Genomic DNA, 16,150 nt, shown 5'->3' with positions numbered 1-16,150 from the left:
TCACTGGGTATTTTATAGACAAGATAATTCATAAAGTGCCCTAATTTTTATACTATAATATACAAAATATACAATCTTATTTTTCCATCTACAAAAGGAGTTCAACTATGGCATTAATGGATAAGTCAGCTTGTGAGTTCTGTCTTACAACTAAAGAGTTAACAACTCTTTACGATATTGCATCAATAATGGCAAATAATTATGATTTGCACACTTCATTAGAAAAATCAATGAAGATTTTAAAAAACTCTTTACATTTAACAAACTGTACAGTTCACCTGCTTGAAGAGGATGAAATGTTAAATGTATTTGCTTCAGCTGAACTCTCTTCAATTCAAAAAAAACTAGCTTCTTATAAGATGGGTGAAGGAGTAACAGGAGTTGCTGCACAATCAAAAGAGCCTGTTGTTGTAGAAAATATTCATAGTGATTCACTATTTTTGAATAAATCAGGAAAAAAAGATTTTAATAACTTATCATATGTAGCAGTCCCTTTAATTGTAGAAGATGAAACCATTGGAGTTTTAGGTGCTGCATTAACAAAAAGTACCGAAATTGGCTTTGAAGATTGTATTAGAATATTAACAATTATTGCCTCTATTTTTGCCCAATCTATCTACTCTTTTCAACTAAACAATAGGGAAAAAGAGAGATTAATGGAGTTAAAACTCTATTATAAAATGGAGTGGGACTCAAAAGTTCACAACTTTGGAGATATTATTGGAGACAGCCCAAAAATGCAACAAGTTTTCCAAGTAATACAAAGAATTGCTCAATCTGATGTAACAGTACTAGTAAGAGGTGAAACAGGAACAGGTAAAGAGCTTGTAGCTGCTGCAATTCACAAAAGAAGTAAAAGAAAAGATGAGCCTTTTATAAAATTAAACTGTGCAGCTATTACAGATACTCTTCTTGAAAGTGAACTGTTTGGACATGAAAAAGGTGCCTTTACAGATGCTAGAGAGACTAGAAAAGGAAGATTTGAACTAGCTGACGGGGGAACTCTATTTTTAGATGAGATAGGAGATATTTCAGCATCTGCTCAAGTAAAACTTTTAAGAGTTTTACAAGAGAGAGAGTTTGAGAGAGTTGGTGGAAGTAAAACAATAAAAGTAAATGTAAGATTAGTTGCAGCAACAAATAGAAACCTTGAACAAATGGTAAAAGATGGTAAATTTAGAGAGGATTTATATTATAGATTAAATGTTATTCCTATTGATTTGCCACCACTTAGACAAAGGGGAGATGATATTAAACAACTTGTTAACTTCTTCCTTGAAAGATCTATGAAAAACCATAAAAAAATAGTAAAAATAACTGATGAAGCTATGGATATTTTAGCTCATTATCCTTGGCCAGGAAATGTTAGAGAGCTTGAAAATACAATTGAGAGAATTGTTTTAATGGGAAATGAAGAGGGGATAAACAAATTTGATATGTTACTTCTTCTTCCTGCACTTAATGATGATAATCTAAAAAAAGAGTATAAAACAATTCCAATGGAAAACAAAAGTTTAGATGAGATTGAAAAAGAGGCTATAGAGACAGCTTTAGAGAATAATAACTTTAATCAATCTCATGCAGCAAAAGAGTTGGGAATCACCCTTAGACAAATTGGCTACAAAATAAAAAAATATGGGATTGCACATGAAATATAAAAATGAAGAGTTTGAATTAACTGATGAGCTAATTGATATTGGATATATGGCTGAAAATGTTGATGTTGAAGCTATTAATGGAAAAGAGTTTACTATTAAAAAGGCAAATGCTAACAGAATGATTCAGATTTTTTTATCATTTCCCAATTTTGAAGATTTTAAAGAGGAGATTCTAGCTTTTGATGAATTTATGAGTGAAGCAAAGGTTGAAATCTTCACCTACATATTTTTTAATTCACCCCTAGAATTACCCAAATTTAAGAAAATTATTCCTGTTTTTGACATAAATAATGAGTTTGGAGATATGTATGGAACGAAAATTGTAAGTGGTACCTTTGTAGATAAGTTAACAAAGGCTCTGTTTATCATCGGGAAAGATGGAGCTATCTATCATATTGATATGCCAAATGACTTAGAGACTCTACTTGACGTAGAGAGAATTCGAGTTGAACTAAATAAGGTATATCAATCCTACACGGGAGTTGGTTGTCATGGATAAGATAGTTGAAAAATTAAAAAGCGGAGAACTTATACCATTTTTAGGAATGGGTATATTTGAAGGAACCATTGCAAAAGATGGAAGTAGCTTACCATATGATAGTGACTCTATGATTTTAGCACTAAACAATGGAAGAGCAATGAGTCAAAGACTTATGTATGAGTATAGTAGAGCTGCAATGAGTTTGGAACAAAGGAAAGGTCGAGAGTTCATTATTCAAATGACAAATCACATTTTTAGTTCAAAAGAGTATGAGATACCAAAAACATACAAATGGTTAAGTGAGATTAAACCAAAATATATAATTGATACAACGTTAGATGACTCACTTCAAAAAATCTATAGCGATTGTGATCACTTTTTAATTCTGGGTGTTTCAAGAATAACAGCAGATTATGATAGATTTATGATTTATAAATATGACTCTTCAAAAGCTGAATATACAAGAGTAGAAAAAGAGAGTCTAAGTCTAGATTTGCCTATTCTTTTTAAACCAATGGGTTCAACAAAACCTGAAATGAATTTTATTATCTCAGATGCAGATTTTGTTGATTGGCTTACTGAAGCTATGGGTGGGTACGCTATACCTCCTGTATTAAAAGAGTATAGAAAAGATAAAGAGTATCTTTTTATGGGTGTAGACTTTGCTAGAGATACTTTTAGAATGGTTGCAAACGAGATTACAATTGGTCTTAAAGGTGGAGTTACACTTTTAAACAAAGAGGAATTAACAAAAAAAGAGGAAAAATTTATCAAAACTCACTCTTTAGAGAATATTAAAGTGAGTATTGACGAATTTATAGATAGCCATGGAAAATAAAACAACTAGATGTGATTTCTGCGGTAAGCAGATAAATGAAGTTAAGAAAATATTTAGTAGCGAAACTGCACATATTTGTGATGAGTGTATCACAATGTGCTCTACAGTTTTAGATAAAGAGGCTGTTCAAGTTTCAAAAAGAGAGTTTCAAAAAGGGCTTAGTGTACCTGTGAAAATAAAAGAGCATTTAGATGACTATGTAATTGGGCAAGATGATGCAAAAAAAGTACTAGCTGTTGCTTTATATAATCACTATAAAAGAATTGATAAACCAATTGTAAAAAATGTTGAACTAGAAAAATCAAATATTATGTTAGTTGGACCAACAGGTTCAGGGAAAACTCTACTTGCAAAATCTTTGGCAAAAATTATGGATGTTCCCTTTGCCGTTGCTGATGCTACTGCTTTAACAGAAGCTGGATATGTGGGAGAAGATGTGGAATCAATTCTTTCAAGACTTCTTGCAGCTGCTGATTTTGATTTGGAAAAAGCAAAAAGAGGAATTATCTACATTGATGAGATAGATAAAATTGCAAATAAAAGTGAGAGTGCCACAAGTGGTAGAGATGTAAGTGGAGAGGGTGTACAACAAGGTCTTCTAAAGATTTTAGAAGGAGCTGATGTTTATGTTCCTGTAAAAGGGAGTAGAAAAAACTCAACTGCTGAAACTGTTTTATTTGATACAACCCATGTTCTTTTTATCTGTGGTGGTGCTTTTGTAGGTTTACGAAAAGATAAGGACAAAAATAAATCTTCTGTAATGGGATTTGTAAATGGTAAAAATAAAGAGGATGAAAAAAAAGAGATAGAGCCAAAAGAGCTTATTAATTTTGGTTTAATTCCTGAATTTATGGGAAGAATACCTGTAATTGCAGAACTTGATAAACTTTCACGGGAAGATTTAATAAGAGTTCTTAAAGAGCCAAAGAATGCCATTACAAAACAGTATGAGATACTTTTTGAGTTAGATGGTGTTGAACTTAATTTCAGTGACGATGCCCTAGAAGAGATAGCAGAAATAGCTGTTGAGAAAGATGTAGGAGCTAGAGGGCTTAGGGGAATTATAGAGAAAATTATGTTACCATTACAATATACAATTCCTTCAGAAAAAAACTTAGGTTCATGTATAATCACAAAAGATTATATAACTAAGCAGAAGGACGTAGACTTGGTATATAAAAAGCCAAGTGATAAAAAATTGACTGATAAAAAAGAGATTAATTACGGTGATATTAAAAAATAATCTACAAATTTGTAATGCTACAGAGGAAGATATAAATTCACTTTTACCCCTTTTGAAAAAACTCTTTGCAATTGAAAAAGATTTTACTTTTGACGAAGAGAAACATAAAGAGGGGTTAAAACTTCTTCTCAAACAAAGAGACTCTGTAATAGTTTTGGCTAAATTTGAGGGAGAGATTGTTGCAATGGTTACTTTGCAAACAATTATTTCAACAGCAGTTGGAGCTAAAACAGGACTAATTGAAGACTTCATAGTAAATGATGATTATAGAGATATGGGTGTGGGAACTTACCTTTTTGAATATTTAAAAGAGTATGCACATAGGCACCATATAAAAAGACTTCAACTTGTATGTGATAATGACAATACTTCTGCAAAAGAGTTTTATCTTAAAAAATCATTTAAAAAAAGTAATCTATCTGCTTGGTATAACCATCTAAAATAACCATTAAGGAATGGTTTTTGCATCTTTAAGTTTATAATTTAAAGTGAAGGATGAAAAATGGCAGTAAGAATAACTGACGAATGCATAAGTTGTGAGGCATGTATCTCGGAGTGTCCAGTTGCGGCAATCTTAGAAGAGGGAAATGAAAAAAATCCAAACGATGATTTCTTTTATGTAAAACCTGAAACATGTGTAGAGTGTGTTGATCATGCAGATGCTCCAAGATGTGCTGAAGCATGTCCAACTGAGGGTGCTATTGTATGGGATATGCCTTATACTTCAGAGTTTAATGACTATTTCTCAGAGAAAAATGATGAAGGTATCTATAAAATTAGAGAACATAAATCAAAAGGTCTTATGCTACCAAGCGTTAAAGAGCAAAAATTTATTTCTGATATCTCTATGGCTGACAGAGAATCAGGGGCAAACGTACAAAACTTCTAAAAAGAGGCTTCTTAAAAGAAGCCTTTTTATAGCTCACTTCTTGTTTGTGGAACAAAGAAGTAATCCCCTTGAAAATACTTACAACCAAGAGATTTCAACTTCTCATGGGTTTGGCTGTTTTCAACACCTTCTGCAATAACATCTATATCAAATTTATTTCCTATCTCTAAAATAGCACAAACAAGTATTTCATCATTTTTATCTTCTAAAATATCATCAATAAATATCTTGTCAATCTTTAATTCATCTATTGATAATTTTTTTAAATATCCCAAAGAGGAGTAACCTGTACCAAAATCATCAATTGAGATACTAAGTCCCAATTTTTTTAGATAATCAATTTTCTTGATAGCATTATCACCATTACTTAAAAGAAAACTTTCAGTAATTTCTAGCCTTAAAAGTTTTGGGTCAATCCCATATATATTAACCATATTTTCAATATATTTTATAAAATCATCTTTTACAAATTGACTCAAACTTACATTTACAGAGACTCTCCAGTTTGACTTTTCATGATTTTCTTGCCACGTTTTTAAAAGCTTTACCGCCTCTTCAATAAGATGGTAACCAAACTCTATGATTAACCCACTCTCTTCTGCTATAGGAATAAACTCATTTGGACTTACTAATCCTAACTCTTGATCTTCCCATCTAGCTAAGGCTTCCACTCCAACTACTTTTTTATCTAAATGTACCTGTTTTTGATATACAATTGATATTTGATTATATCTTATGGCATCCCTTAATCTAGTAGTTATTATTGCCTTTCTCTCAAGTTCTAATTGGAGTTTTGAATCAAAAAAGTTGTAGTTGTCTCTACCTCTTTTTTTTGCAAAATTCATAGCACTATCTGCACACTTTAGAATTTCATCATAGGTAAAATTTTTATCAAAAATAGAGATACCAATACTTGCTGTTAAAATATACTCATCTTCATCTATTTTAAAACTCTTTTTTATATTCTTTAATATCTTTTTTGCAATCTCTTTTATGCTATTAGTGGCTTTAATTCTATCACTAAACTCAGTATTAATTAATACTATAAACTCATCCCCTCCAAATCTTGAGATGGTGTCATATCTTCTTATTAAAGCTTGTAATCTCTTCGCAAATTCTACTAATACTCTATCTCCAATAAAGTGCCCTTTTGTATCATTGATATTTTTAAAATGGTCTAAATCAATTATAATAAGTCCACCATAGTGATTTGTTCTATTAAACTTTGTTAGTAGTTGATCTACCCTATCTTTAAGTAGTACTTTATTGGGCAGTTTTGTTAAGGAGTCATAAAAAGCAAGTTTTACAATTTCACCCTCTTTCTCTTTTACATTACTTATATCCAAAATTGCAACAACTCTTACTTTTTCATTATTCAAATAGATATATTTACCCCTTAAAACACAAGGAAATTTCTCTCCATTTCTCCTTATCATTGTGGCTTCATAGGGTTCTTCATATCCTGTTGCAAGAATCTCTCTAACTGTTGGAACAGATGTTTGATCTACAAAATTTGATACATCTTTTCCCAATATTTCATCTTTTGTATAACAAAATATTTTTGAGGCAACATCATTAACTTTTATGCACTTTCTTTTCTCATCATAGACAAAAATACCCTCTATGGTTGCATCTAAAATTGCCTCAATTACATCACTGTTTTTAAGATTTTTATCTTTACTTTTATTCCCATTACTTTTTTTTGTTGTTACATCAACACCAACTCTAACTTTTACTTTTTTTAGTTTCTTATAATCTTCAACTATTTTCTCACTAAATAGATATATTCTATTACTTAGGGAGTGCATATACTCACTTACATCTTCTCCCCAATGTATATCATCAAAAGAGTCTAAATAGCTACTCACCGAGACTTTTTCCAATAGGTCATGACATTTTTTGCCAATAATATTACCAAACTCCTCCATACACTTTTCGTTACAAAAGAGAATCTCTTGAGTCTCCATGTCAACTGTATATACTAAGGCATCTACTTGATTTGCAAAAGTATCTACTGGATATTTTGTAACTTTTCTAGGTGAGAGTTCATTTTCCATTTTAGACCCTTTATGCGATATCAGCTAATTTCTCAACTTCATCTTTTTTGATTTTTGGCTCAATTTTCAAATTTTTGTTAAACTCTTTTTCATTAACACTTTCTACAATTGTTTTTGCTATCTCATCAGTTTGCATTGCTACTTCATGGGTTTGTGTTGCAATTGCAGCATTTTGTTGTGTTTGTTGGTCAAGAGAAGTTATCGCATCATTTATCTGTTCAATCCCTGTTGATTGCTCTTTACTTGCCATTTCAACATCAGAGATAATATCAAGGGTATTTTTAATATTTTTATTTAATCCCTCATATCCAACTATCATCTCATCAGCTATCTCTTTCCCATAGTTTGCTTTTACTGTAGCATCTTCAACCAACTCTTTTATCTCTTTTGCTGCTTCTGCACTTCTTGAAGCAAGATTTCTTACCTCTTGAGCTACAACTGCAAAACCTTTTCCAGCTTCTCCTGCTGTTGCTGCTTCAACAGCAGCATTTAGTGAAAGAATATTTGTTTGGAAAGCAATTTGATCAATAACTGTAATTGCTTCATTAATAGAGTTAACTTTACTATTTATATCATCCATTGCAGATGTTGTTTTTGTTGCAAGTTTTTGTCCTTCATTTGCAGATCTACTTAACTCTTTTGCATAGTTTGACATTTTCACTACATTCTCTGTGTTATTTACAATATTTCCAGTGATTTGTTCTAAAGCTGCCGCTGTCTCTTCAAGAGCAGCTGCTGCTTCATTTGAGTTTTGATTTAAAATATCAACATTTTTTAATAATACATTTGAACTATTATCTAAAATAGCTCCATTTTTGTCACTCTCAATTAACATTCCTGTTATTGATTCACCTAACATATTTACACCCTCAGCCAATCTTAGAAGATGCTCTTTAAGATTTTTAGTTTCAACCGTGTTTACATATTTATATTCAGAGTACTGAGCAAGTATTTTTAAGATTCTATCAATATTTGATTCAAGATTTGAACTCATATCATTAAGCAATGAGATAAGCTTTTCTAAAGCAGGATTTGATGATTTTGCTTTTACTCTTTGATATAAATCACCTTTTTCCAACTCACCTAAAACCTCAATTACTTTTTGAATAACATCTCTATCCTCTTCAACAGACTCTTTTGTTCTAACTATATTTTCATTGACCATTTTAGCCATTTTCCCAAATTCATCTTTTCTTTTGTCATCTAAAAGAGTAGTTTTTTCTGCTTTTCTATTTAAGTAGTTAAAAAAGTTTTCCAAACCAACTTTAAAATCATCAAGTGAAGAGATAATAAGTTTTACAATAAAGATAGAAAAACCAATAAAAATTACAGTAAAAAACATGGCTAATGCCATTAAGACACCCTCCATAGTTACAATAGATTCTTCTTTTAATTCTGTTGCACTTTTGTTAATTTTTTCTAATGATTCTTCAAGCCTATCACTAGCACTTATCATATTGGCAAGATCTTGTTTATATTCAGAAGTATTTGCATTATTATTTAGCTCTGCTTTACTAAGTAAATCAAAGTAAATCTTATATGTTCCAACATGTTTTAGTATATCATCACATATGTCACGATTGGCTTTTTTAGAGAGTTTTGACTTAAAAGCCTCCATCTCACTACTAAATGTTGTTAACAAATTTGTAACATTTTTTGATGATTCTTCATTGGGATTTTTCATAAACTGATAAACTGCAATTCTTGTCTTTAAAAATTGTTGTAGAAAGATTTCTGTTTTAACAGCAGCGTCATTGCGCGTATTTGAGACACCAAAATAATGCTTAAACGTAATACTTGAAGTAATAATTACTATTATAAACATAACCGGAAAAAGCATAAGCTTAACTCTTGTACTGACATTTTTCAACATTATTTATACCCCACTTTATTATTAATAATGGAGTATCTTATCTTATCTTATCTTTTCATTAAGGTTAATAAAATTATTTTCTTTATTTTGCAAAATGTTACATACTTTATAGGATTATTTTTTTGCATTATTAAAATTTAAAAGGGGCATATCTCCATAAAAAAATATAAATTCATGTAATAATACTGTTTCTAAATGCTTATAGTTCTCAGTCTCTATAAATCTAAAATAAATTTGATTATTTTTTAGGAATTCTCTCATTTTTGAAGAGTGCCCTTTACCATTTTTATACTCGTTTAATCTTTTATATAAATTCTTTGTTGAACCTATATAAATTGTATTTGTTTCACTGTAGTTATAACTAACTTTTGTAACAGCAATTAACTCATATGCCGCAGAGAGATTACTATAAGAATTGATATTGTCATTTGATAGAAGTTTTGGTGTAGAGAAATAGAGTTCAAACCTTTTGTAGTTGTTGTTTATAAATCTTTCAAATCTATTTGGAATAAAGTATTTTTTCCTGATTTTAAAAATCTGCACGGTGGATATCTCAACCCCATGTACTCTTTTTAACTCCTCTTGCAATAACTTATCAGTTGCAAAAGGATGAATACTTAAAATATTTTTTATTTTAATATAGTTTACAAAATGATTTTTAGGGACAAGATAAGAAAGTTTCAAAATATTATTGTTTCTATCTCGATAGTTTGTATTATTTATTATAAGGCTGATTATAGGTTTTGATAAAAAGCTGTTAAAAAGTATTTTATGAAGTTTTAATATATCTTCATGACTTATCTTCTTTAAATCTTTTAAATCATTACTTATTAAAAAACTCTTTTGAAGTATCTCTATAACTCTTATTAATTCATAGGTTTTTTGGTTTTTTATATTTATATTTAGTAAGGAGTTTATTTCACACTTTTTTGAGTATATAAACTTTATAAGATTATGTTTATGAAGAAATTTTATATCTCCATTATCTTCAACCAAAAAAAGTTCATTAAAAAATTTGCTGTGACTATATTCATTTAAATATACAATTTTTATTTTTGATTTGTCAAAATCAAAGTCGAGGATATCCTCAACAAAGTTGATATATGTTCTATTTGTATATTTATAGAGTTTATAATTGAAAATATTTAGTAAATAATTGGCGTTTTGCAAGATAAAATCCTAACATAAAAAGGCTTTATATTGCTCTATAAGATTTTTTTATAACTCAACTTTTGCACTGATGAGTCTATAACCAATACCTCTAATATTTACTATCATTCCACTTTTTAATTTTTTTTGGAGTTTATGAACCATACTTCTCATACTAACAGCTTCCATCTCTTTGCTGTCCCAAACATATTCATGTATCATTTCAGAACTAACAGTTTTATCCAAATTGTTTATAAGCAGAGTTAAAAGCAGTTTCTCTTTTTGGGTTAATATAATCTCATGATTATGTTTATATAGGCTTTGCTCTTTAAGATTAAAACTAAACCCTGAACCTAATTCTATAACATCCTTATCAACATCACTTTTCAAAATGCTCTTTATATGATATTTGACATGTAAAATCAACTCTTCTAATTCAAAGGGCTTTTTTAAATAATCATTACACCCTAAATCATACGCCTTTGAGATATTATCAATATCAAGTTGCGCACTTACTATTATAACTGGCAACTTCTCGTGGCTTTTTCTAATTTGTTCTAAAACCTCATGACCTGAGAAACCTGGAACATTTATATCTAAAATATAAAGATCATACTTATTGTTTAAAATATTTGTCATTGCATCATAACCATCATCAACACTTGTAACAAAAAAACCTCTTTGTTCTAATGCATTGCAAATAAGTCTATTTAGTGAAAAATCGTCCTCAAGCAAAAATATTTTCATAAACTACTCTTTACAATAGATTTTATATCAAAAACAAATTTTGTTCCAACACCTTTTTTGCTCATAACATCTATATCAATACCATATTTATCACAAATCTCTTTTACTATATTTAAACCTAATCCCAGTCCTAATCTTTTGTTTGATTGTTGATAATAGGCTTGAAATATCATATCAAGGTCTTCAATTCCTACTCCAAAATCCTCTATTTCAATAATTGTATCTCCAGCTTCTTCTCCAAAAAAGATATTTATTTCACTACTTTGTTTACTATATTTTATTGCATTGCTTATGGTGTTATCAATAACTCTTTCAAGCTCATACTTATTTATAAAAACATCACAGTTTTTGTTATACTCCAAATTTAAATGAATATCTTTTGTATTTGCAAGTTCATCAAAAAACTGAACCCTTGAGCTAATAAATTCAAGAAGATTTATTTGAGAGATTTTATACTCTTTAGTCTCCTTTTTAATTTTATAGGATAAATCTCCATAAATAGAAGAGAGAGTTTTAACAGAAGCCTTTATAGCTTCAACTTCCTTTGAAGGTCCATTTTGTCTCTCCATTAAATCTGTATTTAAAGAGATAATTGAAACAGGAGTATTCATCTCATGCATTATTTTCTTTACAAATAGATCTTGTTGTTCATAGAGCCTTGCTATCATTATTTTGCTTTTATGGATTTGTAGTTGTGTTTTAATCCTTGCTTGTATCTCTTTTGGTTCAAAGGGTTTTGTAATATAATCAACACCACCCTCTTCAAATGCTTTTACTTTATCTTCTACACTATCTAAAGCTGAGATAAATATTATTGGTATCTCTTTTAGACTCTCCTGCTTTTTTATCATTCTACATAACTCATAGCCATCAATATTTGGCATTTTTATATCTAAAAGTATTAAATCTGGAGTATTTAATTTTGCAGCTTCTAATGCCATCATTGCATCAGGAGTTGCCCTAATATCATAATCCTCATCTTTTAAGACTATATGAAGATATTGTAAATTCTCAAGTTTATCATCAACTATCAATATAGTATATTTTTTATCCATTTTATCTCTAATCTAAGCTCTAATTTTAGTTATTATAACTCAAAAAGAGAGAAAGAAAATAGACAAGCTGTATGAAACTTAAACAACTATTCATTCTTTTACTTATCATAAATAGTGCTACTCTTATTAGTGTTGTATTCATTTTAAGTGAGTACCAAAGGGCTGTTGATCAACTAGAAAATGCCTATAAAATGCAACATCGTTCTTTAATTCTAGCAGATGAGTTAAGACAAAGTAGTGATGATTTGACAAGAATGGCAAGAACCCATGTTATAACTGGTAAAGAGATGTTTAAAGAGCAGTTTCACACTGTTTTGGATATAAGAAATGGTCTTAAACCAAGACCAAAATATTATAATAGAATCTTTTGGGATTTTTATACCCTTGATGGAAGCAATCCAATTTTAGACGGTCAAAAAATTCCCCTTAGAACACTTATGAAACAAGCAGGCTTCCCTGAAGAGGAGTTATCACTTCTTTTCAAATCTCAAAAAGAGTCAGATGATTTAACAAATCTTGAAACAAAAGCAATGAATGCCATAAAAGGTATTTTTCAAGATAGAAATGGAAACTACACCATAAAAAAAGAGCCCAATTTCAAACTAGCTAGAGAGATTATGCACTCCGATGAATACCATAGAGCAAAAATTGCTATTATGAAACCTCTAAATGAGTTTTATAAAGCCTTTGAAACAAGAACTCAAACTAAAGTAAATGAAGCTCATATTACAGTAAAAAAAATGGAAACTTACCTCTCACTAGCAGTACTGTTTCTAATAATTCTTTTTGTTTTTTCATTTATTTTTATAATCCTTTATAGAATTATTCAACCTGTTGAGATGTTAAATAAAGGGATGTTAAAACTAGCAAAAAATGAGATGGATATTGATTTACCTCAAAAAGTCTTTATGGATGAAATAAGTGAGATGATTGGTGCAGTTGAAGTTTTCAAAGATAATGCCATAAAACTTATAGATTCACAAAAACAGAACAAAAGACTTCTTGATTTGGCAGGTGAGGGTATTTTTGGTCTTGATTCTAAAGGAAGATTTATTTTTGTAAACCCAACTGCCTCAGAGCTTTTAGGATACAACTCAAAAGAGTTAATAGGACAATATATAAATAAAACTATAACTAAACACCTTACAAATAAAGCTGCCCAACAAAAAGAGAGACTTATGCTTGTTTCAAAAGAGAATCAAACCTTTATCTCTAAAAATGGCAAAGAGTTTCCTATTGATTATGTAAGTACACCTATTTTTAGTAATAACTCTACAATTTTGGAGGGTTCAGTTGTAGTATTTTCAGATATAACAAAAAGAAAAGAGTATGAAAATCAACTAAAAAAAGCCACAATAGAAGCACAAAATGCAAATAGATCCAAATCAATTTTTCTTACAAATATGTCCCATGAATTAAGAACTCCACTAAATGCAATTTTAGGTTTTACAACTCTACTTAAAAAATCAAAAAGCCTAATAAACTCAGAAAAACAGAATATAGAGACTATTCATAGAAGTGGTCAACACCTTCTTTCATTAATAAATGAGATTTTAGAGTTTGCAAAAATTGAAGCAGGAAAAGTAAATATTGTTGCAAATGATTTTAATCTTTATAAACTTCTTGAAGAGATAGAATCTCTATTTACTTCAAAATGCGAAGATAAGGCACTAAGTTTTAGATTAAAAATAGAAAATAGTGTTCCAAAATATATAAAGTGTGATGAAAAAAGGCTAAGACAGATATTTATAAATATCTTAGGGAATGCTCTAAAATTTACTGAAAAAGGTTCTGTAACAGTTCTTGTTGAAGCCCTTGATTCAAAGCTAAAAGTTACAATTACAGATACAGGAATAGGAATAAAAAAAGAAGCTTTAGAACTAATTTTTATACCTTTTGAACAGATAAATGAACATAAACAAAAACAAGCTGGAACTGGTCTTGGACTTGCCATTACAAAAGAGTTAATTGAAAAAATGGGTGGAAAAATAAGTGTAGAGAGTAAAGAAGATGAGGGTAGTTGTTTCTGCTTTGAAGTTGATTATGAGAAGATTGAGAGCATAGAGTTTGAAGAGATAGAAGCAGATAAGATAATCAAAATAAAAAAACCTACAAATGCCAAAATATTAGTTGCAGATGATACAAAAGCAAATAGAGATCTGCTTGTTCAATTTCTTAACTCTTATAACATAACAACCACAGAAGCAAAAGATGGTTTAGAGGTTTTGAAACTGTGCAAAGAACAGAGATTTGATTTGATTTTTATGGATATTCTAATGCCAAATTTAGATGGTTTACAGACAACTCTAAAAATAAAAAGTGATAATGATTTAAAAAATATTCCAATTATTGCAATCTCTGCCAATGTATTTGAAGATGATAGACAAAAAGCATTAAATAGTGGCGCTGATGATTTTCTTCCAAAACCCTTTGAAGAGAGAGATATAACCCATACTTTAGAGAAATTTTTAAACTTGGAGTTTGAGTATGAAGAGAAAATTGATTTCTTTGAAGAGGCAATAGTTCTAGAAAAAGAGCTTGCCATAAAAATAAAAGATTATGCAATAAATCTTGATGGAGATTCAATAATAAAGCTTTTAAAAGAAAAAGAGCTTAATTTAAAGACTAAAAAAGAGATAGAAAAACTTGTTGAAGAGTTTAACTATCAAAAAATTTTAGAGCTTTGCATAAAGGTTGAATAGTGGTTTTTCTAAAATCATCTGTATGTTTAATATACAACAAAATCTATTTGAAACACAAAAAACAACACTAAAGCAACACAACTCTTTTATACTTCACTTAAGAAATATCAAAAAAGGTATTTAATATTAAAAGGAGTACAAATGAATAGGATGTTTGCAAAATCTTTATCGATTGTTGCATTGGTTGCTATGAGTACATTAGCCCAAGCTGCTGATACAATTAAAGTTGGTGTTCTACACTCTCTATCTGGAACAATGGCAATTAGTGAAACTACATTAAAAGATACTGTTTTAATGCTTATTGATGAGCAAAATAAAAAAGGTGGAGTGTTAGGGAAAAAACTAGAAGCTGTTGTTGTTGACCCAGCTTCAAACTGGCCTTTGTTTGCAGAAAAAATGAGAGGATTATTAACAAAAGAGAAAGTTGATGTAACATTTGGTTGTTGGACATCAGTATCAAGAAAATCTGTTCTTCCAGTTGTTGAAGAGTTAAATGGATTATTATTCTACCCTGTACAATATGAGGGTGAAGAGTCTTCTAAAAATGTATTTTATACAGGTGCTGCACCAAACCAACAAGCAATTCCAGCTGTTGATTACTTAATGAACGAAGTTGGTGTTAAAAGATGGGTTTTAGCAGGTACTGATTATGTTTATCCAAGAACAACTAACAAAATCTTAGAGGCATATTTAAAAGCTAAAGGTGTTAAAGCAGAAGATATTATGATTAACTATACACCATTTGGTCACTCAGATTGGCAAAGTATTGTAAGTGATATCAAAAAATTTGGATCTGCTGGAGTTAAAACTGCAGTTGTTTCAACAATCAATGGAGATGCAAACGTTCCTTTTTATAAAGAGTTAGGAAACCAAGGTATTAGTGCAGAAAATATTCCAGTTGTTGCTTTTTCTGTTGGGGAAGAGGAGCTTTCAGGTATTGATACAAAACCTTTAGTTGGTCACTTAGCAGCTTGGAACTATTTCCAAAGTGTTGATACTCCAGAGAATGAAAAATTTATTAAAGCTTGGAAAAAATTCATCAAAAATGATAAAAGAGTTACAAACGACCCTATGGAAGCTACATACATTGGATTTAACCTTTGGGTAAAAGCTGTTGAAAAAGCTGGAACTACTGATGTTGATAAAGTTAGCAAAGCTATTATTGGTCTTGAAGTTCCAAACTTAACAGGTGGAACTGCTAAAATGCTTAAAAACCACCACTTGACAAAACCGGTACTTATTGGTGAGATTCAAGAGGATGGTCAATTTGAGACTGTATGGCAAACAAAAAAAGAGGTTGATGGGGATGCATGGTCAGATTTCTTACCTTCATCTAAAGATGTAATTGCTGATTGGACAGCTCCAATTAATTGTGGTAACTACAACACTAAAACTAAAAAGTGTTCAGGACAAAACTACTAAAAACCAAAAGAGGGGGAGTTTATCTCCTACAAACCC

General features: G+C 30.1%; 13 protein-coding genes. 8 read left to right on the top strand and 5 right to left on the bottom strand.

Going from position 1 to position 16,150, the window contains the following annotated elements; translation table 11 throughout:
- The first annotated feature begins 107 nt into the window (after nt 1–107).
- The 6 genes from AEBR_RS00250 to AEBR_RS00225 are packed head-to-tail and all read left to right on the top strand — an operon-like array spanning nt 108 to nt 5,109.
- Nucleotides 108–1,658, top strand: coding sequence for a sigma 54-interacting transcriptional regulator (locus AEBR_RS00250; protein ID WP_129085949.1), 1,551 nt, complete (start codon nt 108–110; stop codon nt 1,656–1,658).
- Nucleotides 1,648–2,157 carry a hypothetical protein gene (locus AEBR_RS00245; protein WP_129085948.1) on the top strand — a complete coding sequence of 170 codons (510 nt, stop codon included), beginning with the start codon at nt 1,648–1,650 and terminating at the stop codon, nt 2,155–2,157. The genes AEBR_RS00250 and AEBR_RS00245 overlap by 11 nt, the downstream gene beginning before the upstream one ends.
- A complete protein-coding gene (locus AEBR_RS00240) occupies nt 2,150–2,977 on the top strand; it encodes an SIR2 family protein (protein WP_129085947.1) in 828 nt (275 codons plus the stop codon). Before AEBR_RS00245 ends, AEBR_RS00240 begins: the two co-directional genes overlap by 8 nt.
- Nucleotides 2,967–4,220: an ATP-dependent Clp protease ATP-binding subunit ClpX gene (gene clpX, locus AEBR_RS00235; protein WP_129085946.1), complete on the top strand. Its 1,254-nt coding sequence runs from the start codon at nt 2,967–2,969 to the stop codon at nt 4,218–4,220. The genes AEBR_RS00240 and clpX overlap by 11 nt, the downstream gene beginning before the upstream one ends.
- Nucleotides 4,204–4,665, top strand: coding sequence for a GNAT family N-acetyltransferase (locus tag AEBR_RS00230; RefSeq protein WP_164969431.1), 462 nt, complete (start codon nt 4,204–4,206; stop codon nt 4,663–4,665). Before clpX ends, AEBR_RS00230 begins: the two co-directional genes overlap by 17 nt.
- A gap of 57 nt (nt 4,666–4,722) precedes the next feature.
- Nucleotides 4,723–5,109, top strand: a complete 387-nt coding sequence (locus AEBR_RS00225) for a 4Fe-4S dicluster domain-containing protein (RefSeq protein WP_128980378.1) — start codon at nt 4,723–4,725, stop codon at nt 5,107–5,109.
- A 26-nt stretch (nt 5,110–5,135) separates the two neighbouring features.
- Here AEBR_RS00225 and AEBR_RS00220 read toward each other — a convergent pair whose 3' ends face one another.
- The 5 genes from AEBR_RS00220 to AEBR_RS00200 all read right to left on the bottom strand — a co-directional run bounded on the left by AEBR_RS00220 (nt 5,136) and on the right by AEBR_RS00200 (nt 11,990).
- Nucleotides 5,136–7,166 carry a bifunctional diguanylate cyclase/phosphodiesterase gene (locus AEBR_RS00220; RefSeq protein WP_129085944.1) on the bottom strand — a complete coding sequence of 677 codons (2,031 nt, stop codon included), beginning with the start codon at nt 7,164–7,166 and terminating at the stop codon, nt 5,136–5,138.
- 10 nt (nt 7,167–7,176) lie between these two features.
- Nucleotides 7,177–8,991, bottom strand: coding sequence for a methyl-accepting chemotaxis protein (locus AEBR_RS00215; protein ID WP_228712113.1), 1,815 nt, complete (start codon nt 8,989–8,991; stop codon nt 7,177–7,179).
- 162 nt (nt 8,992–9,153) lie between these two features.
- Nucleotides 9,154–10,209, bottom strand: a complete 1,056-nt coding sequence (locus AEBR_RS00210; protein ID WP_164969430.1) for a GIY-YIG nuclease family protein — start codon at nt 10,207–10,209, stop codon at nt 9,154–9,156.
- Nucleotides 10,210–10,257: 48 nt separating this feature from the next.
- On the bottom strand, nt 10,258–10,935 hold the full coding sequence (locus AEBR_RS00205) for a response regulator transcription factor (RefSeq protein WP_129085941.1): 678 nt from the start codon (nt 10,933–10,935) through the stop codon (nt 10,258–10,260).
- Complete coding sequence (locus AEBR_RS00200; RefSeq protein WP_129085940.1) at nt 10,932–11,990, bottom strand: ATP-binding response regulator; 1,059 nt, start codon at nt 11,988–11,990, stop codon at nt 10,932–10,934. Before AEBR_RS00200 ends, AEBR_RS00205 begins: the two co-directional genes overlap by 4 nt.
- A 71-nt stretch (nt 11,991–12,061) precedes the next feature.
- Here AEBR_RS00200 and AEBR_RS00195 point away from each other — a divergent pair, with 71 nt between their 5' ends.
- On the top strand, nt 12,062–14,692 hold the full coding sequence (locus AEBR_RS00195; protein WP_129085939.1) for an ATP-binding protein: 2,631 nt from the start codon (nt 12,062–12,064) through the stop codon (nt 14,690–14,692).
- 141 nt (nt 14,693–14,833) lie between these two features.
- A complete protein-coding gene (urtA, locus tag AEBR_RS00190) occupies nt 14,834–16,114 on the top strand; it encodes an urea ABC transporter substrate-binding protein (RefSeq protein WP_129085938.1) in 1,281 nt (426 codons plus the stop codon).
- The last annotated feature ends 36 nt before the right edge of the window (nt 16,115–16,150 follow it).

This window comes from Halarcobacter ebronensis, assembly GCF_013201825.1.
GTDB classification, from domain to species: domain Bacteria; phylum Campylobacterota; class Campylobacteria; order Campylobacterales; family Arcobacteraceae; genus Halarcobacter; species Halarcobacter ebronensis.
This window is presented reverse-complemented; position numbering and strand designations above follow the sequence as displayed.

What these genes read in the sequence shown, in the direction of transcription:
- clpX (WP_129085946.1), top strand. Translation starts at nt 2,967, where the DNA reads ATGGAAAATAAAACAACTAGATGTGATTTCTGCGGTAAGCAGATAAAT.
- AEBR_RS00240 (WP_129085947.1), top strand. Translation starts at nt 2,150, where the DNA reads ATGGATAAGATAGTTGAAAAATTAAAAAGCGGAGAACTTATACCATTT.
- AEBR_RS00195 (WP_129085939.1), top strand. Translation starts at nt 12,062, where the DNA reads ATGAAACTTAAACAACTATTCATTCTTTTACTTATCATAAATAGTGCT.
- AEBR_RS00215 (WP_228712113.1), bottom strand. Translation starts at nt 8,991, where the DNA reads ATGTTTATAATAGTAATTATTACTTCAAGTATTACGTTTAAGCATTAT.
- AEBR_RS00245 (WP_129085948.1), top strand. Translation starts at nt 1,648, where the DNA reads ATGAAATATAAAAATGAAGAGTTTGAATTAACTGATGAGCTAATTGAT.
- AEBR_RS00205 (WP_129085941.1), bottom strand. Translation starts at nt 10,935, where the DNA reads ATGAAAATATTTTTGCTTGAGGACGATTTTTCACTAAATAGACTTATT.
- urtA (WP_129085938.1), top strand. Translation starts at nt 14,834, where the DNA reads ATGAATAGGATGTTTGCAAAATCTTTATCGATTGTTGCATTGGTTGCT.
- AEBR_RS00220 (WP_129085944.1), bottom strand. Translation starts at nt 7,166, where the DNA reads ATGGAAAATGAACTCTCACCTAGAAAAGTTACAAAATATCCAGTAGAT.
- AEBR_RS00250 (WP_129085949.1), top strand. Translation starts at nt 108, where the DNA reads ATGGCATTAATGGATAAGTCAGCTTGTGAGTTCTGTCTTACAACTAAA.
- AEBR_RS00200 (WP_129085940.1), bottom strand. Translation starts at nt 11,990, where the DNA reads ATGGATAAAAAATATACTATATTGATAGTTGATGATAAACTTGAGAAT.
- AEBR_RS00225 (WP_128980378.1), top strand. Translation starts at nt 4,723, where the DNA reads ATGGCAGTAAGAATAACTGACGAATGCATAAGTTGTGAGGCATGTATC.